The organism is Saccharopolyspora sp. NPDC045941 (assembly GCF_056431445.1).
This window is the reverse complement of record NZ_JBWKKU010000042.1, coordinates 25722-44031: the sequence shown is the minus strand read 5'-3', so window position 1 is coordinate 44031 and position 18310 is coordinate 25722. Positions and strand designations below refer to the sequence as shown.

The window sequence follows — 18310 nt, the reverse complement described above, 5'->3', positions numbered from 1 at the left end:
AGCCCACCCTCGCCGTTTGCGTCGCCGCGGGTTCTCAGAGGTCTTCCCGGGAGGACAGCTCCGATGCGGTGAATTGGCATTCATGAATTGGCATTCATGATGTCGGGGATCCCACAGCGAGAAGGCGGCAACGACTCCCGCAGGGGCCGCCACTCGCACCGCTACCCAAAACGAGCCTGGAAACGAGCTCTTCAGCCGGTGTGGCGTTCCCGCCAGGAGCGGGCCTTCTCGCGGTTGCCGCACACGCGCATCGAGCACCAGGTGCGGGAGCGATTGCGGGAGCGGTCGTAGAACGCCCACAGGCAGTCGTCGGCCGGGCAGATCTTGATCCGGTCCCAGCGCCCCGTGTGCACCAGCCTGGCCGCGGCCACCAGCACGCTCCCGATCGCATCGCCGCCGGTCAGCGTCGGAACGCCGTTGTGCAACCGGACCTGGACCGGCCAGGCCGTTTCGAAACCCGCCTGCGGCCGGACGCCGCAGGACACCGCGTTGCGCATGGAGTCCCGGATCTCCCGCGCCGCATCGACGCCCGGTGCCTTGCCGAGGCCCTGGTCGATGCACCACTGCTGCCACTGCCCGGGATCGTCCAGGATCTCGGTGCCCTTCTCGGCGTCGCAGGTGTTCAGGAAGGCCAGGACCAGCTCTATGTCGTGGTCGAAGTCGAGTTCGACGCCCTCCGGCGCCGACGGGCGATCCACCTCCGGAGCGACAGCTCTGCTGTTCACGAACACCATCGTAAGCCAATAGGGGGTTGTGCCGACCTCATGTAACCAACATAATCACTACAGCGGTTAGTAACCGGTGAACGTGTTTGACAGGTTGGAGTGTGGCGGTGAATCCGATCCAGATCGAGCCGCACGGGTACTCCGAGAGCAGTCGCGAGCTGACTGCGCGGGCCGCGCGCGGTGCCGAGATCGACCGGGCGCTGAAGGAAGGGGGGCGGCTCCGTCCCGCGTGGCTCGACCGGTTCGCCAACTGGTGGGCCTCGGCGACGGCGGCGCTGCGGCCCGGCGCAGCGGTGGACCCCGGCCCGGCTCCGCGCGGCTGCCTCAACTGACGAGAGGGATGACGATGACGACGACCTTGCGCTTGGCCGCCTTCGCGATCGACTGCCCGGACCCGCGGGCGCTGGCCGAGTTCTACGGGCGGCTGCTGGGCTGGGAGGAGATCGACGACTCCGAGGCCGACGAGGGCTGGATCGAGCTCGTGGACCCGGCCGGCGGCGCGCGGCTGGCGTTCCAGCGTGATCCTGGCTACCGTCCGCCGACCTGGCCGAGCCGGGACGTGCCGCAGATGATGCACCTCGACATCCGGGTGCGGACGCTCGCGGAGGGCCACGAGCAGGCGATCGCGGCGGGCGCGACACTGCTGCCGCAACCGTCCGACCAGCCGGATGCGAAGTGGCGCGTCTATGCCGACCCGGCCGGCCACCCGTTCTGCATGTGCGCCGGTGAGGACTGATCGCCGGAGCGGGCCTGCTCCTGGAAGCCGCCTTGGCCCGCTGTCGCCGGCAACGACGGCGGGGCTGCCCGATCGAGTGCAAGCAGGGTGCTTGCAAGAGTTAGCACTCATGCGTATCGTGGTTGGCGACCGGAAAGGTGCTAGCCCGATGGAACGCGTGGACAAAGCCGTCAACAAGGCCGTCAACCAGGCGGTCAGCGACCTCGGCAGCTACATCCGGACGCAACGCAACAATGCCCAGATCTCGTTGCGGCAGCTGGCGAAACTCGCCGGCGTGTCGAACCCCTACCTGAGTCAGGTGGAGCGCGGGCTGCGCAAGCCCAGCGCGGAGATCCTGCAGCAGATAGCCAAGGGGCTGCGGATCTCCGCCGAAGCGCTCTACGTGCAGGCCGGGATCTTGGAGCGCCGCGAGAGCGGGCCGGTGGTGGACGCGATCCTCGCCGACCCGGAGCTCGACGAGCGGCAGAAACAAGTGCTTCTGGACATCTACGCCTCGTTCCGGCGGGAGCACGACACCGCGGCGGACGGGGATACCGAGCAACCCGAGGAGTGACCGCCATGCCGGCTTTCCCGAAGACCGACGACGTGAACAAGGTGCGCGAGCAGGCCGCGCACGCCCTGGGCGAGGCCGTCGAGCAGGCCCGGACCCCGCTGCTCGCCGCGCTCGGCGCCGGTGACCTCGCCGCCCAGGCTCTCGTGGAGGCGGTCAACAAGGTCCGCACCCAGCTCAACGAGCGCGCCGAGGCCGCGCGCCAGGACCTGCCCGGCGACTTCGGCGAGCTGCGCGACAAGTTCGACCCGGCCGAGCTGCGCAAGCGCGTCGACGCCTACAGCCAGACCGCGAAGAACCTCTACGACTACCTGGCCGAGCGCGGCGAGGAGACGCTGCACCGGCTGCAGGACCAGCCGCAGGTCAAGAAGGTCTGGGACCAGGTGGGCACCGCGCAGGGCAAGGTCGAGGACACCGTCGACGAGGTCCGCGACCTGGCCGACGACGTGCTCGGCAAGGTCAGCCGCCCGTTCGGCAAGACCGAGGAAGCTGCCGCCGAGGAGCCGAAGGCCGCCGAGCCCGAGGCCGAGGCGCCCGCCGCCAAGCCCGCCGCGAAGACCACGGCCGCGCGGACCACCACGCGCAAGACCACGACCAAGTCGACCGCCGCGAAGAAGTCCCCGACCAGCAAGTCCAGCGAGAGCTGACGGTCCGGCAGGGTGCCCACTGCGCCGGCGACCACGTAGGGTGTGCATGTGGAGCTGGCGCTTTGGATCCTGACGATCATCTGGATTGCGGGCATCCCGGTCGGGGTTTTCGCTTTCGTGCACGCTGCGTCGCAGCGCGCGGATGCTTTCACCGCCGTGGACAAGCTGAACAAGCTGGCCTGGATGGGCATCACGGGCGTCGCCGCGCTCGTGCTGATCTTCAGCACGCTGGGACCGTTCACGATCATTTGGATCGCCGGGCTGATCGCCTCGTTGGTCTACATCGTTGACGTCCGGCCTAAGGTGAAGGAAGTCCAGGGGCGGTCCTGGTAGTGGGGGCTCGCTGGACGGCGCACGGCCGCGGAGCCCCGGTGACGCTGGTCGTGCACGGTTTGGGCGCGACCGAAGGCGAAGCCCGCATCCCGGCCTCCGGGCTGCCGGGCACCCGCGTCGTCCTGGCGCTCCCGGGCCACGGCAGCGCCGACGACGCGCCGCCGGACTACTGGAACTACGGCTCGATCGCGGCAGATGTCCTCGCCGTGGCGGACGAGGTCGAGGCGACCCGCGCTGTCGGCGTCTCGCTCGGAGCCGGCGCCTTGACGCGCATCGCCGCGGAGCACCCGGACCGGTTCGAGCGGCTGGCGCTGCTGTTGCCCGCCGCCCTGGACAGGCCGCGCGAGGTAGCTGCGACCTGGGCGTTCGAGCGGCTCGCGGCGGCGGTCGCGGCCGGCGGCGAGACGTTGCGCGAGACCGTGGCCGCAGACCTGCCCGAGGGCGTGGAGGTCGGCGACTACGTCGAACGCCGCGCCGAGGCGCTGCTGCGGCTGGAAGACGCGCTGCGCGAGCTGCCGGAACAGGTTCCGGTGCCGGACGCCGCCGTGCTGGCCGGTGTCCGGTCGGAGGTGCTGGTCATCGGCGCCACCGACGATCCGCTGCACCCGGCCGAGGTCGCCAAGGCGGTGGCCGCGGCCTTCGCCCGCGCGCGGCTGGAGGTCATGCCCTCCCCGGCGCCGATGCTCACGCACCGCCGGGAGCTGCGCCGCCTGCTGGTGGACTTCGTGGGCTGAACCCGCGTCCGGCCGCTCCGCCGGGATTCGTATTGTCTGGTCATGGGTGTTGATTGGTCTGCGGCGGCTGGAACGCTGGACGTCACGTCGGCGCTGGAGCGCCTCGAACTGCTCGCCGAGCCGGTCGTGGCCGCGGTTCGCGAGCTCGACGACGAGCGGATCGGGGCGACCGAGATCGACCCGGATCTGGCGGACACCGCCGAGTTCTGCGAGAAGTACGGCTCGCCGCTGGAGCTGTCGGCGAACTGCGTGGTGGTCGCGGGCAAGCGCGCCGGTGAGGTGCGCTACGCCGCGTGCGTGGTGCTCGCCACGACCCGTGCCGACGTCAACGGCGTGGTCAAGCGGCGGCTGGACGTGCGCAAGGCGTCGTTCGCGCCGATGGACGACGCGGTGCGGCTCACGGGCATGGAGTACGGCGGGATCACGCCGTTCGGGCTGCCCGCCGACTGGCCGATCCTGGTGGATTCCGAGGTGGCCGTGGCCCCGGCCGTGGTCGTCGGCAGCGGTGTCCGGCGAAGCAAGATCATCACGCCGGGCGAGCTCCTGGCGCAGCTCCCGGGCGCAGAAGTCCTCGAGGGCCTCGGCCGCTGAACCGTGAGCGCGGAAGCCGGTTCTCGCCGGCCTTCGCGCTCACGTCCCGGAGTCACACGCCGGCGGCGACCCGGGCTTCGGTGATCATGTCGTCCAGGATCGAGCGGGACGCGATGAGGTCGTCGATCATCCCGTTGATCCGCTCCCGTTCCTGGCAGAGGTCGGCGACCACCTCGACGGTGGGTTTGGAGTGGCCGCCGAAGACGCACGGGAAGATCTCCGCCATCTTCGCGCTCGACACGCCGGCCCCGATCAGCCGCTGCACCAGCGTCACCTTGCCCACATCGGACTCGGCGTATTCGCGGTGGCCGCCCGGAGTCCGGGCGGCAGTCAGCAGTCCCTGCTGCTCGTAGTAGCGCAGCGCGCGCTCGCTCGCCCCGGTGCGGCGGGACAGCTCGGCGGCCGCGGCCGGGTCCGGTTCGCCGTCGAGGTGGCCGAAGCGGTGGCGGCCGCGATCGGTGCGCACCGCGTCGGAATCCGGCTGTCGCCGGGAAATCCGCTGACCGGGCTCGTCGAGGCGGACCCGGCTCGGGTGTACCGGGCGCTCGTCGACGCGCTCGAACCCCTCGGCCTGGCATACCTGCACCTGACCGACAACAGCCGCTACCCGGCCCTGCGGGACCTCCGTCCACGGTGGACCGGAACGCTGATCGGCAACACCGGGTTCGGGCATCCCACCACGCCCGAGGCCGGGGCGGCGCTGGTCGAGGAGGGCCGCGCGGACCGGGTGTCCTTCGGGCGGCTCTTCATCTCGAACCCGGATCTGCCGCACCGGATCGCCACCGGGGCGCCGCTGGCCGAGATCGACGAAACCCGCCTCTGCACCAACGGCCCCGAGGGCTACACCGCCTACCCGGCGGCCCCGCCCCGGTAGCTCAGAAGACGACGGTGCGGCGGCCGTGGACCAGGACCCGGTCTTCGAGGTGCGCGCGCAGGCCCCGGGCCAGCACGAGCTTCTCGGCGTCCCGGCCCTTGCGGACCATGTCCGTCACGTCGTCGGTGTGGTCCACGCGGATCACGTCCTGCTCGACGATCGGTCCCGCGTCGAGCTCCGCGGTCACGTAGTGGCACGTCGCGCCGATGAGCTTCACGCCGCGCTCGTACGCCTGGTGGTACGGGCGCGCGCCGGCGAACGACGGCAGGAAGCTGTGGTGGATGTTCAGCGCCCGGCCGGCCCACGCCTCGCACAGCTCGGGCGGCAGCACCTGCATGAAGCGGGCGAGCACGATCGCGTTCGGATCGTGGTCGTCGACCAGCTTCCGGACCTCCCGGAACGCCGCCGCCTTCGAGTCCGGGTCCTTGCCGAACGGCACGTGGTGGAACGGGATGCCGTGCGCCTCGGTGATGGGGCCCAGGTCCTGGTGGTTGCCGATCACCGCGCGCAGGTCGACGTCGAGCTCCCCGGAACCGATGCGGCCGAGCAGGTCGTGCAGGCAGTGGCCTTCCTTCGACACCAGGATCACCACGCGCCGCCGCTCGCCGGTGTCCGCCACCCGCCAGTCGGTACGGCTGCCGAGCTCGTCGGCGACGGCGGCGAACCGGCGGCGCAGCTCGTCGATGCCGAACGGCAGCGAGTCCGCGCGGACCTCCTGCCGGGTGAAGAACCAGCCGGTGTTGATGTCGGTGTGGTAGCCGGCCTCGACGATCCAGCCGCCGTGCTCGGCGATGAAGGTCGCGATGCGGGCGACGATCCCGGTGCGGTCCGGGCACCCGAGGCTGATGACGAAACGACGTTCGGAAGGGCTCACGGCCGGTGATTATCGCAGGTAGCAATGGCTGTACCGGCAACAGGCCGAGCCGCGTGACGCCCACTAGGAGTCGTCGTTTCGCCTGGTCGGGTGCTGCGCCCGGCTCGGGTGGACGAAGTGGGCGGCCTGTGGGGTGAACGGCGAACCGGGCGCGGTCAGCAGGCGGGGGCGGCGCGGTGCTCGCTGGGGCGGATGCCGAGGCTGCGCTTGAAGGCGACGCTGCTGGTGCTGGCGTTGACGGCGGCGGAGGGGTTCGACGAATTCGCCGTGACTGTCGCCGCGTGAGTGCCGTGCGTACTTCGTGTTGCTGTAGCAGCACGAAGTACGCACGGGCCGTAGTCAGCGCCCGGCGGCGAGGGCCGCGAGGGCGGCGTCGCCGGTCACCACGGCAGTGCTCGGGCGGCCCCAGACCCGCCGGAACACCGCGTCCGCGGTGCCCGCGACCGTCGCGTCGACCTCCAGCGCCGCGTCGGTCGGCGCCCCGGCCAGCGGCGGCCGGCCCGGCCGGTACTCGACCAGCCACGCGCGGCCCGCGTCCGGAGCGTGGAAGAGCACCTTGCCCTCGTTCTCCTGCTCCGTCCAGTCGCCCAGGGGCAGCAGCGCGGTCAGGAACTCGTCGATGCCGTCGGCCGCCAGTTCCGGGTCGAAGATCAGGTCGTGCACGTGGTCCGGGCCGAGCCCGGCGAGCGCGTGCTCCGCGTCGAGCCGGTGGATCGCCGTCTCGTGCGCCATCCGCCGGATCCAGGTCCGCGGCGTGCCGCCGGCGAAGAACCACCGCACGGGCCGATCCGGATCCATTGTGGACAGCGTCTGGAGCAGGATCGTCAGCCGCTCGTCCCACCAGGCGACCACGTCGTCGAACTCGGCCGGCGGCCGCAGGTCCTCGGGGCGCTCGCTGCCCGGCTCCAGGTGCAGGGAGAGCTCCGCCCTCGCGTAGGCCTGCCCGAGGTGCTGGACCAGCTTGCGGACGTCCCAGCCGGGGCAGGTCGAGACCTCGGCGTTCGGCCCGGCCTGGAGCACGGCGCTGCGGAAGGCAGCGGCCTGGTCCCGGAATGCGCGGTGCAAGAAGTCGCTAGCCATGCCTCCACAATAGGAATCCGGACGTCGTCGCGGACACCGGTGGCGGGCCGCGAGATCAGCGGAAGCCTTGGTGCAGCCGGGCGCGTGCGCGGAATCCCGCTCGACCGGGTCGGCTCAGGGCGCCACCGCGGACCAGTCGACGGTGAGCTCGCCCAGCCGCCACCGGCGTCGCCGGTCCCGCACCGGCCAGCCCAGCTCCGCGAACGACTCCGCGGCCTGAGCCCACCGGGCGCGCGGCCCGAACGGGGCCATCGGGGCGGCCTTCGCCCAGCACGAGTCGAGCTCGGCCAGCATCGCGTGCACCTTCTCGCCCGGCACGTTGCGGTGGATCAAGGTCTTCGGCAGCCGCTCCGCGAGGTCCGACGGCCGCTCGATGTCGGCGGGCAGGCAGGCCAGCGTCAGCGTCCGCGGCCCGCCCCGGTCCAGCGTCACCCAGCAACAGCGCCGACCGATCTCGTCGCAGGTGCCCTCCACCAGCAACCCGTCGGGCGCCAGCCGGGAGCACAGATCCTCCCACGCCTTCCACGCCTCGGGCTCGGTGTACTGGCGCAGCACGTTCAACGCCCGCACCAGCGCGGGCCCCGGGAAGTCGCGCACCCCGGCGGCCAGCCCGGCCAGCTCGAACCCGCCGCGGCGGAACTCCAGCGCGGGCGGATCGGCGACGAGCTTGCCGGCCGCCACCCGGTCCGGGTCGATCTCCAGGCCCACCACCCGCGCGTCCGAGCGCAGCGGCCGCAGCCGGGCCGCCAGCTCCACGGTGGTCACCGGGGTGGCGCCGTAGCCGAGGTCGATGACGACCGGCTCCGCCGCGTTGCGCAGCGCGTCGGCGACCCACTGCGTGCCGGCGATCCACCGGTCGATGCGCCGCAGCCGGTTCGGGTTGGTCGTGCCGCGCGTGGGCATGCCCAGGGCGCGGGCCCGACCGGCGGCGAGCCGGGGCGCCCGCTTCTTCGGGGCCGAGTTCATCCCCGGCGGGCCAGCCACTCGGTCGTGAAGCGTTCCTCGTCGGTCAGCAGCTTCTGCACCTGGTCGACGATCAGATCTTCCAGCTTGCCGCCCAGGAACGGCACGTTCACCCGCACGCTCCCGGACACCACGAACTCGCTGACCGCGGCTCCGGCCGGTTCGGCCAGGTCGCGCAGCCACATCGAGCCGGTGATCGAGCAGGGCGCGCCGGCGACCTCGGCAGCGATCTCGCCGGTGTAGTGCCCGTCCTCCTCGCGCCGCCACGATTCGCTGCGGTCGATCGTCAGGTCTCCGCCGACCACCGTGCGGGCCACCGAGGGCAGCGAGTCGGCGTGCACGGCCTGGCGCAACTGGAACCGCGCGCCGTCCTCGGTGTTGACGTGCTGGACCAGCGCCGCGCTGGCGCCGCCGATCTCCGCCAACCGGTCGGTGAGGTAATCCTTGTCGATCAGCGCCTCGTACACCCGGGCGGCGGGCCACTCGGAGGTGCTCCGGTGCTCGATGCGGCGTGCCATGCAGCGGAGGCTACCTTTGGCAACCGTGAATCCCTCCATGTCCGGTGCCGAAGAAGTGCGCGACAACACTCGGTCGTCGGATCCGCACCCAGCCGGGACCACCGTCGAGCACGGCGCCGACGGCCGGCCGCTGGCCGGTTACACCACGCTGCGGCTGGGTGGCCCGGCGGCCGACCTGGTGGTCGCCCATCACCCAGACGAGCTGACCGCCGCGGTGCGGGCCGCGGACTCGGCCGGGCAGCGGCTGCTGGTGCTGGGCGGCGGCTCGAACGTCGTGGTCGCGGACGAGGGCTTCGCCGGGCACGTGGTGCGGATCGCCACCAAGGGGCGCCAGTACGACAGCGTCGGCGACGGGCTGGTGCAGCTCACGGCGGAGGCCGGCGAGGACTGGGACGAGGTGGTCGCCGACACGGTCCGCCAGGGCCTGGGCGGGCTCGAATGCCTGTCCGGCATCCCCGGCCTGACCGGGGCGACGCCGGTGCAGAACGTCGGCGCCTACGGCGTCGAGGTGTCCGAGCTGCTGGTCTCGGTCGACCTGCTGGACCGCGCCACCGGGCGCGTGCGCACGGTCCCGGCCGACGAGCTCGGACTGGCCTACCGGACCAGCGTGCTCAAGCACAGCGACACGGCCGTGGTGCTGCGCGCCCGGTTCCTGCTGCGCGACGGCGGCCGGTCGGCCCCGATCCGGTACGCCGAGCTCGCGCGCACGCTCGGCGCGGAGCCCGGCGGGCAGGTCGACGTCGCCGCCGCCCGCCAGGCGGTGCTGGCGCTGCGGCGTGGCAAGGGCATGGTGCTCGACCCGGCCGACCACGACACCTGGAGCGCCGGTTCGTTCTTCACGAACCCGATCGTCGAGGCCGGCGACCTGCCCGAGGTGCTGTCCCGGATCGTCACCGAGATCGGCCCGGACCAGCGGATCCCGCAGTACCCGGCGGACGGCGGCCGGACCAAGCTGTCCGCGGCGTGGCTGATCGAGCGCGCCGGGTTCGCCAAGGGGCACCCCGGCCCCGGCGGACGGGTGGGGCTGTCCACCAAGCACACCCTCGCGCTGACCAACCGGGGCGCCGCGACGACCCGCGACCTGCTACTTCTAGCGCGTGAAGTTCGGGACGGGGTACGCGTGGCCTTCGGCGTTTCGCTGGCACCCGAGCCCGTGTTGGTGGACTGTTCGCTGTAGCAGCCGAAGAGCCGAACGGCCGTAAGAGTGACTCTTCGTGACTGATGCGTAACCCTGAGTGTTAAATGGGGTAGGTGGAGGGGGCCACCATGCTGAGCATCAGGGAGCTTAGGGATCGGGCGGTCATACGCCCGATCAAGCGGGCGGTCGAGGACCAGCTCCTGGACCTGCCCTGGGTGACCGCTGTCGACATCGGTGTGAAGCACCGTGCCGGGGCACCCACCGGCCAACAGGCGATCGTCGTCTCGGTGATCCGCAAGAGGCCGCGCGATCAGCTCGTCCCGGGCACCTGCGTGCCGGGCGACATCTTCGGCATCCCGACCGACGTCATCGAGGAACAACCGGTCCTGCAGCACATCCACTGCGCCCGGCAGGAGGCGATGGCGCCGAACCGGCGCCGCGGAGACCGCTCCGGGGTGGTGCGGGCCGGCGGTGGTTTAGCGCCCTGCCGGGCCGTCCACCTGGCGCCGCCGACCGTGCCGAGCGCCGGCGAGTACTGCCGCATCGGCACGCTCGGGGCGATCGTCACCGGCACCGCGCCGACGGTGGTCACGATGGGCCTGACCACCTTCGACGTGGCCTGCCTGGACGACGCCTGGGCGGTGGGCGACAGGATGGCGGATCCGGACGACGGCCGGGTGCACACCGAGCTGGCGCGGGCGGCGCTGTCCGGCCGGGTCGACGCGGCCGCGGTCGCGATCGCGCCGGGTTCGGAGACGTCGTGCGTGGTCGCCGGGATCGGCCCGGTCACCGGGCACGCGTCGGCGTACCCGGGCGAGCGGGTCCGCAAGAACGGCTTCGGCACGGGCGTGACGCTCGGCGTCGTCACCTCGATCGACGCGACCGTGCGGATCGATCACGGCGAGGCCCTGGGTGTCCGGGTGCTGCGGGAGCAGATCCGGATCGCGGCCGCGGACCTGCGGTTCTGCGGGCCGGGCGACGCCGGGGCGGCGGTGCTCGATCCGGGCGGGCGGATCATCGGCCTGCACGTGGCGGGCAGCCGCGGCGGGGCGTTCGGCTTCGCCAGCCCGATCGCGGACGTGCTGGCGGAACTCGACGTGGAACTCTGCACCGAATCCCAGCGAATCCGAGTCTGACCCACACCCCTCCTGCCCCGACCCGATCGGCTCCCGGCCGGTCGGGTCCGCAATTTCAATGGAAATCAGAGGCTCGATTTCAATGGAAATTGCGGACCGTCACCCGGGCGGGATCACTCGGTCCGGCGGTGCATCCGGGTGGCCGAGTGCTGGTCGCGGGGTTTGACGGAGATGAAGTCCAGGTTCACGTGGGACGGGCGGGTCACCGCGAACGCGATGATGTCCGCGATGTCGTCGGCGACCAGCGGCGTGATGCCGTGGTAGACCGCCGCCGCGCGCTCTTTGTCGCCGCCGAAGCGCACCTCGGAGAACTCGGTCTCCACGGCGCCCGGCGCGATCTCGGTGAACCGCACCGGCTCGCCCAGGAGCTCGCCGCGCAGCGTGCGGTGCAGCGCGCCCTGCGCGTGCTTGGCCGAGGTGTAGCCCGCGCCGTTGTCGTAGACCTCGGAGGCCGCCACCGAGGTCACCGTCACCACGTGCCCGTCGCCCGAGGCGACGAGCTTCGGCAGTAGCGCCTTGGTGACCCGGAGCGTGCCGAGCACGTTGGTCTCCCACATCCAGCGCCAGTCGTCCTCGTCGGCTTCGGCGATCTTGGCCAGGCCCTTCGCGCCGCCGGCGTTGTTGATCAGCACGTGGCATTCCGGCACCTGCTCGACGAACGCGGCGACCGAATCCGGGTCGGTGACGTCCAGCGGCAGCGCGGTGCCGCCGATCTCCTCGGCGAGCGCGGTCAGCCGTTCGAGCCGCCGGGCGCCCAGCACCACGTGGAAGCCCGCGGCGGCGAGGTGGCGCGCGGTGGCCGCGCCGATGCCGGAGCTCGCCCCTGTGACCACGGCCCAGCGGCCTGCAGAACTTGTGCTCACGTCTTCTTCCTCCCGGGAGACGGCCGATTGCCCGCGTCCATCGGACCACGTCCGGCCGGGGCTGATGTGACGTGCCGGATGTGACACGACACACTGGGGGTTCCAGACATCTTTTTTCGCCTTCGGGCGTCTTATGGATAAAGGGTCACTTTTCGACGACCGTCCCGTTGCATTCCGGCAAAACGGATGGTCGTGCGCACATTCTCGAAGGGGATAGAGGTCAGAAGGTGAGTGGTTCCAAGCTGCGGTCGGGGTGGGCTGCGCTGGCGGGAGCTGTAGCGGCGGTGCTGCTGATTTCGGGCTGCGGTGCGTCCGCGCCGCAGGAGCAGAAACCCGCGGATCCGGTCGCCAAGGTGTCCTTCGAACCGGGCGCCGACGCGGGCGAGGTCAACCCCGCCGCGCCGATCACGGCCACCGTGGATCGAGGCAGGTTCGACTCCATCGCGCTGACCAACGCCGACGGCAAGCAGGTCGCAGGCGAGCTGTCCAGGGACGGCAAGAACTGGCACGCCACCGAGGCGCTCGGCTACGGCAAGAGCTACTCCTGGACCGGCCAGGCCACCGGCGAGGATGGCAAGCAGGTGCCGGTGCAGGGCGCCTTCAGCACGCTGCAGCCGAAGAAGACGATCCGCGCGACGATCAACCCGACGGACAACGCCGAGGTCGGCATCGCGATGCCGATCAGCGTGAAGTTCGACGAGGCGGTCCAGGACAAGGCGGGGATCCAGCGGGCGCTGACCGTGCAGACCTCGGTGCCGGTCGAAGGCTCCTGGGCCTGGCTGTCGGACCGGCAGGTCGACTGGCGGCCGAAGGAGTACTGGCCGGCGCACACCCACGTCAGCGTGCACGCCAAGCTCTACGGCCAGTCCTACGGCCAGGGCTCCTACGGGCTGGCGGACCTGAGCACCGAGTTCGACATCGGCCGGGCGCAGATCGTCAAGGCGGCGGTGGGCACCCACCGGCTGGTCGTGATGCGCAATGGCGAGCAGGTGGCCAACTACGCAGCGAGCTACGGCGAGGAGTACGACCCGGGCCGCAACACACCCAACGGCACGTTCATCATCATGCAGAAGAACCCGGTGGAGATCATGGACAATCCCCGTTACGGCTACCGCGACGTGCGCAAGACCTGGGCGGCGCGGTTCTCGAACCACGGCGAGTTCATCCACGAGAACCAGGAGAACGCCGCGGCGCTCGGCAAGGTCAACAACTCGCACGGCTGCATCAACCTCAGCGCTGCCGACGCGAAGGCCTACTTCGACAGCGCGCTGCTCGGCGACCCGGTCGAGGTGACGGGCTCGGCGAGCAGCATGCCGCCGCAGTTCGACGTCTACGACTGGCTGCTCAACTGGGATCAGTGGACCAAGAAGTCCGCGGTCTGAGCTGCTGCTGGAACGGGGCCGTGAGCCCTTCGGGTCGCCGCCGCGGCCCGGAGGACTCGCGGCCCCTTCGCGTTCCTCCGGTGGCGTTGCTCGCGCTGCGTGCGGGCCGGTCGGCCGGCGTGTGAGCAGTGCCACCCGGGGCCGCCTGGCAGGACCGTCCGGCGGCCCTTGAGCGGTAGCGTCGAACGCTGGCCCCGGCTGTGTTCCGGCACGGCGACGGGAATGTTTCCGCCGCGCCGGGTGTCGGGGTTGACGCGGGCCCGAAAAATTCGGGCCGCTCGGCTTGCGATGGGCAGCAGATGACTTCCAGCACGTTACGCATGCGGCCGCGCCGCGCCGCCGTCTTCTCGTTGCACACCTCCCCGCTGGAGCAGCCCGGCACCGGCGATGCCGGGGGCATGAACGTCTACGTCGCGCAGACCGCCAAGCGGCTCGCCGCGCTCGGCACCGAGGTCGAGATCTTCACCAGGGCGACCTCCTCGGACATCCCGCCGATCGCGGAGCTGGCCCCCGGTGTCCTGGTCCGGAACGTGGTCGCGGGCCCCTTCGAGGGGCTCGACAAGAACGACCTGCCGTCCCAGCTGTGCGCCTTCGCCGCCGGCGCTCTGCGGGTGGAAGCCCGCCACGAGCCCGGCTACTACGACATCGTCCACTCGCACTACTGGCTGTCCGGGCAGGTCGGCTGGCTGGCGCGGGAGCGCTGGGGCGTCCCGCTGGTGCACACGGCGCACACCCTCGCCAAGGTCAAGAACGCCAACCTCGCCCAGGGCGACAACCCCGAGCCGCGAGGCCGGGTGCTCGGCGAGGAGCAGGTGGTGGCCGAGGCGGACATGCTGGTGGCCAACACCGAGTTCGAGGCCGCCGACCTGATCGAACGCTACGGCGCCGACCCGGACGCGGTCGCGACGATCCCGCCCGGCGTCGACCTGGAACTCTTCACCCCCGGCGACCGCGCTGCCGCCCGGACGGCCCTGGACCTGCCGCCGGACGCGGTGGTGCTCGCCTTCGTCGGCCGGATCCAGCCCCTGAAGGCCCCGGACGTGCTGCTGCGGGCGACTGCGGAACTGCTCGCTCGTCGGCCGGAGATCCGCGACCGCCTCGTGGTGCTGGTGGTCGGCGGCCCGTCCGGCAGCGGGCTGGAGCGTCCCCGGGCGCTGCAGGAACTTGCCGTGCAGCTGGGCATCACCGACGTGGTGCGCTTCCTCCCGCCGCGCAGCGGGGCGGCGCTGCGTGATGTGTACCGGGCGGCGGACGTCGTGGCGGTGCCGAGCTACAACGAGTCCTTCGGGCTGGTCGCGCTGGAGGCGCAGGCCTGCGGCACGCCGGTGGTGGCGGCCGCCGTCGGCGGCTTGCCGGTCGCGGTGGACGACCGGGTGTCCGGGCTGCTGGTGGACGGGCACGGCGCCGGGCAGTGGGCCGATGCGCTCGGCTCGATGCTGGAGCCGGGGCTGCGCGCTCGGCTGGCGGCGAACACCACCGCGCACGCAGCGCGCTTCTCGTGGCAGCGCACCACCGAGGCCCTGCTCGACGCCTACGCGCAGGCGAAGATGTCGTTCCACGCGCAGCTGCGCATCCGGGAGGTCACGGCGTGAGCGTCGACGAGGTCATCAAGTCCACATTGGACGAGAGTGGGCTGGAGTACGCGCCCAAGGGCGTGGGGCGGTACTTCGTCACGCTGCCCGGCACCAAGAAGCTGCAGACCAACTGCTGGCTCATCGTCGCCGAGCACGCCCTGGTCGTCGAGGCGTTCGTGTGCCGGCAGCCCGACGAGGCGCACGAGGACGTCTACCGGCTCCTGCTGCGCCGCAACGCCCGGCTCTACGGCGTGCACTACACGATCGACGGCAACGGCGACATCTACCTGGTCGGCCGGATCGGCCTGCACGCGGTGACCGCCGACGAGCTCGACAGGGTGCTCGGGCAGGTCCTGGAGGCGGCCGACGGCGACTTCAACACCCTGCTGGAGCTCGGGTTCGCCACGGCCATCCGGCGCGAGTGGGGCTGGCGCGAATCGCGCGGCGAGTCCCTGGCGAACCTCCAGCCGTTCCGGCAACTGGTGGTGCGCGACGGCCCGGTCGAGCCCCTGCACGACCGGCCGTAGCGGCGTTTCGCCCGATCGGTGCAACCGGAAGATCGTCCCGCTCCGTCTCCGCCGTGTTCACGACGATGCGGAGGAGAACGGCATGGGCAAGCGGCGATTACGCGGGCCGATCGTGGCGCTGGTCGCACTGGGCCTGTTGGGCGGGTGTTCCTCGGGGGCGGGTGATTCGGCGGTCTCGGAGTCGCGCGCGGTGGCGCCGGCGGCTCCGCAGGAGCGCAACACCTCGGGCAGCGGTTTCGCGACAGACACGGCATCCGGCGACGCGCAGAGCCCGGCGACCGGTGCGCGCGAGGTGATCCGGACGGCCGAGCTGGACATCGAGGTCGACGACGTCGAGCGGGGCGCGGCCGAGGTGCGGCGGCGCAGCGAGGGCGCGGGCGGCTACCTCCAGCAGGAGGACGCCTACCGGTCGGGCACGACGATGACGATGCGGGTTCCGGCGGACCGGCTGGACCAGGTGCTGGGCGAGCTGTCGGGCCTGGGACGGGTCACGTCGCGCAGCCAGCAGGCCCAGGACGTCACCGACCAGCTGGTGGACACGCGGAGCCGGATCGATTCCCAGCGGGCCAGCGTGCAGCGGTTGCGCGCGCTGATGGACCGCGCCGCGACGGTCGACGAGATCGTGTCGATCGAGAGCGAGCTGACCTCGCGCGAAACGGAACTGGACGCCCTCGAACGACGCGAAGCGACGCTGTCCGGCCAGGTCGAGCTGGCCACGGTGACGGTGCGGCTGGAGCGCCCGGCCGCGGTCGCCGACGACGACACGGGCTTCCTGGCGGGCCTCTTCGGCGGCTGGCGGGCGCTGTCCGAGATCGGCGCGTTCCTGCTGACGGCCTTCGGCGCGGTGCTGCCGTTCGCGGCGGCGCTCGCGGTGCCGGCAACCGCGGCCTGGCTCCTGCGTCGCCGCCGCAAAGCCCTCCGCAAGGCCAGCATCTGACCTTAGGACCAGCATCGGGCCTGGCAAGGCTTGCGAGGTTCCGCCACCCGCAACGCTGCGCGGAACGCGTCTGGAAGACCCAAAGAGACCGCGCGGGGCGGCTCGGGAGAGAGGGGGAGTCACGAGCACGAGCCGCCCCGCGTGGGGGTCCCGCCTGACGGGCCGGTGGGCGGGGGGCACCCGGGGCCCGGCGGGGGCGCGGTTCGATGGGGGATGCGAACCGCGGACTTGCTCTCACGAGATCGGGGAGTGCGTGGGAGCCGATCTCAAGGAGAGCGTTGTCAACTTCGCAGAGTCCTGCAGCGGCCACAAGCCCGCCGCATTACTCCATTAGTGTGATGTTTTCTACTGAAAGTAACGCTAAGGATTCGAACTGCGTTCAGTTTGCCCACGGAAGTGACAGTCGCCACTTTCGTGTCACGGCGCTGCGGTGATCACATAACTGTCGGGTGAAGCACACAACCAAAACTGCGGGGCACCGCGCGCTGCGGGAGGGTGGGTCCGGCGGAGGGCAGCGGCCTCCGCGCACCCGATGAGGAGCGGCGAGATGACCGATCGCAACGCCACCACGCAGTGGACCGGAGACCTCAAGGGCGGCTCCGGCACCGTCACGCTGGACTCGTCCAACGCCGGCCAGTTCCCGGTCACCTGGGCGTCCCGGGCCGAGGAGCCCGACGGCCGCACCAGTCCCGAGGAACTGATCGCCGCGGCCCACTCCGCCTGCTACTCGATGCAGCTCTCCGGCCTGCTCACCGCGGCCGGCACGCCGCCGGAGCGGATCGACACCAGCGCCGAGGTCGCCTTCGGCCCGCGCGGCGACGGCTTCGCCATCACCGGGATCGCGCTCACCGTGCGGGCGAAGGTACCGGGAATCGAGCCGGACGTCTTCGACCGAACGGCCCAGAAGGCCAAGGAGATCTGCCCGGTCTCGGCGGCCCTCACCGGAACCACCATCACCCTCGACGCCGCCCTCGACTGAAGAGCCTGTTTCCAGACCCACCTTGAGTAGCGGTGCGGGTGGCGGAGGAACCTCAGAGGCCTTTCTCAACTCCGGGATCCCCGACTTGCGTATGACCCGCGGCGTCGGGGCTGTCCTCGGGAGAAGCCCTCTGAGAACCCGCGGCGGTGCGAGTTGCGTAGGTGGGCTAAGCGGCTGCGCCGCTTCAAAGGCAACGTCCCGTGCTACCGCACCCGACGCCACCAGCTCCCGAACAACCTCTATAGCCTGGGGTTATGACTTCGACCCTGGTGCTGCTGCGGCACGGTGAGAGCACGTGGAACGCCGAGAACCTGTTCACCGGTTGGGTGGACGTACCGCTGTCGGAGAAGGGCGTGGCCGAGGCCAAGCGCGGCGGTGAGCTGCTGCGCGAGAGCGGGGTGCTGCCGGACGTGCTGCACACCTCGCTGCTGCGCCGCGCCATCTCGACGGCGAACATCGCCCTCGACGTCGCGGACCGGCACTGGATCCCGGTTCGGCGCGACTGGCGGCTCAACGAGCGCCACTACGGCGCGCTGCAGGGCAAGAACAAGAAGCAGACCCTCGAGGCCTACGGCGAGGACCAGTTCATGCTCTGGCGTCGCTCGTACGACACGCCGCCGCCGGAGATCGAGCTCGGCAGCGAGTTCAGCCAGGACGCCGACCCGCGCTACGCCGGCCTCGGCGCCGACCTCCCGCGCACCGAGTGCCTCAAGGACGTGGTGGCCCGGCTGCTGCCGTACTGGGAGCCGGCGATCGTGCCGGACCTGCGGGCCGGCCGCACGGTGCTGGTCGCCGCGCACGGCAACTCGCTGCGCGCGCTGGTGAAGCACCTGGACGGGATCTCCGACGGCGACATCGCGGGCCTGAACATCCCGACCGGCATCCCGCTGCGCTACGACCTCGACGCCGACCTCAAGCCCACCAACCCGGGCGGCACTTACCTCGACCCGGAGGCCGCCGCCACCGCCGCGGCGGCGGTCGCGAACCAGGGCCGCTAGCCCGATCGGCCCAAGAGCAAGGGGCACCCGGCGCCGGGCAACCTGGTGCGGGTGCCCCTCTCGCGTTACCTAGATGGGTGGCGGATGGCGAATAGTCGCCGAGGCGGAGAACGGAGCGCGACGGTCGACCGGGCGCTACGTGAACTGGCTC

24 protein-coding genes are annotated in these 18310 nt (G+C 71.4%); 17 read left to right on the top strand and 7 right to left on the bottom strand.

Features of this window, described 5'->3' with window-relative positions; genetic code table 11:
* Positions 1-191: 191 nt before the first annotated feature.
* The gene (locus AC07FN_RS29410) at positions 192-734 is read right to left on the bottom strand and encodes a CGNR zinc finger domain-containing protein (protein WP_478398532.1); all 543 of its coding nucleotides are present in this window, start codon (positions 732-734) and stop codon (positions 192-194) included.
* Positions 735-832: 98 nt separating this feature from the next.
* Between AC07FN_RS29410 and AC07FN_RS29405 the strand changes: the two genes are divergently transcribed.
* The 7 genes from AC07FN_RS29405 to AC07FN_RS29375 all read left to right on the top strand — a co-directional run bounded on the left by AC07FN_RS29405 (position 833) and on the right by AC07FN_RS29375 (position 4316).
* Entirely contained in the window at positions 833-1057 is a 225-nt protein-coding gene (locus AC07FN_RS29405; RefSeq protein WP_478398531.1) for a hypothetical protein, read from the top strand.
* Between the two features lie 14 nt (positions 1058-1071).
* Positions 1072-1461, top strand: coding sequence for a VOC family protein (locus tag AC07FN_RS29400; RefSeq protein WP_478398530.1), 390 nt, complete (start codon positions 1072-1074; stop codon positions 1459-1461).
* A gap of 148 nt (positions 1462-1609) precedes the next feature.
* Positions 1610-2014: a helix-turn-helix domain-containing protein gene (locus AC07FN_RS29395; protein WP_478398529.1), complete on the top strand. Its 405-nt coding sequence runs from the start codon at positions 1610-1612 to the stop codon at positions 2012-2014.
* A 5-nt stretch (positions 2015-2019) separates the two neighbouring features.
* Complete coding sequence (locus AC07FN_RS29390; protein ID WP_478398528.1) at positions 2020-2658, top strand: hypothetical protein; 639 nt, start codon at positions 2020-2022, stop codon at positions 2656-2658.
* Between the two features lie 48 nt (positions 2659-2706).
* On the top strand, positions 2707-2991 hold the full coding sequence (locus tag AC07FN_RS29385) for a DUF2516 family protein (protein ID WP_132489869.1): 285 nt from the start codon (positions 2707-2709) through the stop codon (positions 2989-2991).
* A 38-nt stretch (positions 2992-3029) separates the two neighbouring features.
* Entirely contained in the window at positions 3030-3725 is a 696-nt protein-coding gene (locus AC07FN_RS29380; RefSeq protein ID WP_478398527.1) for an alpha/beta fold hydrolase, read from the top strand.
* Positions 3726-3767: 42 nt separating this feature from the next.
* A complete protein-coding gene (locus AC07FN_RS29375) occupies positions 3768-4316 on the top strand; it encodes a YbaK/EbsC family protein (protein ID WP_478398526.1) in 549 nt (182 codons plus the stop codon).
* 52 nt (positions 4317-4368) lie between these two features.
* On the opposite strand, the gene AC07FN_RS29370 is transcribed toward AC07FN_RS29375, so the two are convergent.
* The gene (locus tag AC07FN_RS29370; protein ID WP_478398525.1) at positions 4369-4782 is read right to left on the bottom strand and encodes a MerR family transcriptional regulator; all 414 of its coding nucleotides are present in this window, start codon (positions 4780-4782) and stop codon (positions 4369-4371) included.
* Between AC07FN_RS29370 and AC07FN_RS29365 the strand changes: the two genes are divergently transcribed.
* The gene (locus tag AC07FN_RS29365; RefSeq protein ID WP_478398524.1) at positions 4759-5190 is read left to right on the top strand and encodes an oxidoreductase; all 432 of its coding nucleotides are present in this window, start codon (positions 4759-4761) and stop codon (positions 5188-5190) included. The two genes, AC07FN_RS29370 and AC07FN_RS29365, sit on opposite strands and share 24 nt — an antisense overlap.
* Position 5191: 1 nt before the next feature.
* Here AC07FN_RS29365 and purU read toward each other — a convergent pair whose 3' ends face one another.
* The gene (gene purU, locus AC07FN_RS29360) at positions 5192-6064 is read right to left on the bottom strand and encodes a formyltetrahydrofolate deformylase (protein ID WP_478398523.1); all 873 of its coding nucleotides are present in this window, start codon (positions 6062-6064) and stop codon (positions 5192-5194) included.
* A 90-nt stretch (positions 6065-6154) separates the two neighbouring features.
* Here purU and AC07FN_RS29355 point away from each other — a divergent pair, with 90 nt between their 5' ends.
* On the top strand, positions 6155-6349 hold the full coding sequence (locus tag AC07FN_RS29355) for a hypothetical protein (protein WP_478398522.1): 195 nt from the start codon (positions 6155-6157) through the stop codon (positions 6347-6349).
* Positions 6350-6403: 54 nt separating this feature from the next.
* Here AC07FN_RS29355 and AC07FN_RS29350 read toward each other — a convergent pair whose 3' ends face one another.
* The 3 genes from AC07FN_RS29350 to AC07FN_RS29340 form a co-directional block, all read right to left on the bottom strand.
* Positions 6404-7144: a maleylpyruvate isomerase N-terminal domain-containing protein gene (locus AC07FN_RS29350; protein ID WP_478398521.1), complete on the bottom strand. Its 741-nt coding sequence runs from the start codon at positions 7142-7144 to the stop codon at positions 6404-6406.
* A gap of 114 nt (positions 7145-7258) precedes the next feature.
* On the bottom strand, positions 7259-8110 hold the full coding sequence (locus tag AC07FN_RS29345; protein ID WP_478398520.1) for a class I SAM-dependent methyltransferase: 852 nt from the start codon (positions 8108-8110) through the stop codon (positions 7259-7261).
* On the bottom strand, positions 8107-8625 hold the full coding sequence (locus AC07FN_RS29340) for a DUF2505 domain-containing protein (protein WP_478398519.1): 519 nt from the start codon (positions 8623-8625) through the stop codon (positions 8107-8109). Before AC07FN_RS29340 ends, AC07FN_RS29345 begins: the two co-directional genes overlap by 4 nt.
* 37 nt (positions 8626-8662) lie before the next feature.
* Here AC07FN_RS29340 and AC07FN_RS29335 point away from each other — a divergent pair, with 37 nt between their 5' ends.
* Positions 8663-9802 (top strand): UDP-N-acetylmuramate dehydrogenase, encoded by a 1140-nt coding sequence (locus AC07FN_RS29335; RefSeq protein ID WP_478398518.1) that lies wholly within the window; start codon positions 8663-8665, stop codon positions 9800-9802.
* An 89-nt stretch (positions 9803-9891) separates the two neighbouring features.
* Entirely contained in the window at positions 9892-10899 is a 1008-nt protein-coding gene (locus tag AC07FN_RS29330) for a chymotrypsin family serine protease (protein ID WP_478398517.1), read from the top strand.
* A gap of 113 nt (positions 10900-11012) precedes the next feature.
* Here the strand turns inward: AC07FN_RS29330 and AC07FN_RS29325 are convergent, their stop codons facing one another.
* Positions 11013-11762 (bottom strand): SDR family NAD(P)-dependent oxidoreductase, encoded by a 750-nt coding sequence (locus AC07FN_RS29325; protein ID WP_452613374.1) that lies wholly within the window; start codon positions 11760-11762, stop codon positions 11013-11015.
* Between the two features lie 227 nt (positions 11763-11989).
* On the opposite strand from AC07FN_RS29325, the gene AC07FN_RS29320 reads away from it, so the two are divergent.
* From AC07FN_RS29320 to AC07FN_RS29295, 6 genes are all read left to right on the top strand, one after another.
* Positions 11990-13144: a L,D-transpeptidase gene (locus AC07FN_RS29320; RefSeq protein ID WP_478398516.1), complete on the top strand. Its 1155-nt coding sequence runs from the start codon at positions 11990-11992 to the stop codon at positions 13142-13144.
* Positions 13145-13443: 299 nt separating this feature from the next.
* The gene (gene mshA, locus AC07FN_RS29315) at positions 13444-14736 is read left to right on the top strand and encodes a D-inositol-3-phosphate glycosyltransferase (protein ID WP_452613376.1); all 1293 of its coding nucleotides are present in this window, start codon (positions 13444-13446) and stop codon (positions 14734-14736) included.
* The gene (locus AC07FN_RS29310; RefSeq protein ID WP_478398515.1) at positions 14733-15245 is read left to right on the top strand and encodes a type III secretion system chaperone family protein; all 513 of its coding nucleotides are present in this window, start codon (positions 14733-14735) and stop codon (positions 15243-15245) included. The genes mshA and AC07FN_RS29310 overlap by 4 nt, the downstream gene beginning before the upstream one ends.
* A gap of 82 nt (positions 15246-15327) precedes the next feature.
* Entirely contained in the window at positions 15328-16182 is an 855-nt protein-coding gene (locus AC07FN_RS29305; protein WP_478398514.1) for a DUF4349 domain-containing protein, read from the top strand.
* 547 nt (positions 16183-16729) lie between these two features.
* Positions 16730-17161, top strand: coding sequence for an OsmC family protein (locus AC07FN_RS29300; RefSeq protein ID WP_478398513.1), 432 nt, complete (start codon positions 16730-16732; stop codon positions 17159-17161).
* Between the two features lie 254 nt (positions 17162-17415).
* Positions 17416-18159: a phosphoglyceromutase gene (locus AC07FN_RS29295; RefSeq protein WP_478398512.1), complete on the top strand. Its 744-nt coding sequence runs from the start codon at positions 17416-17418 to the stop codon at positions 18157-18159.
* Positions 18160-18310: the final 151 nt, after the last annotated feature.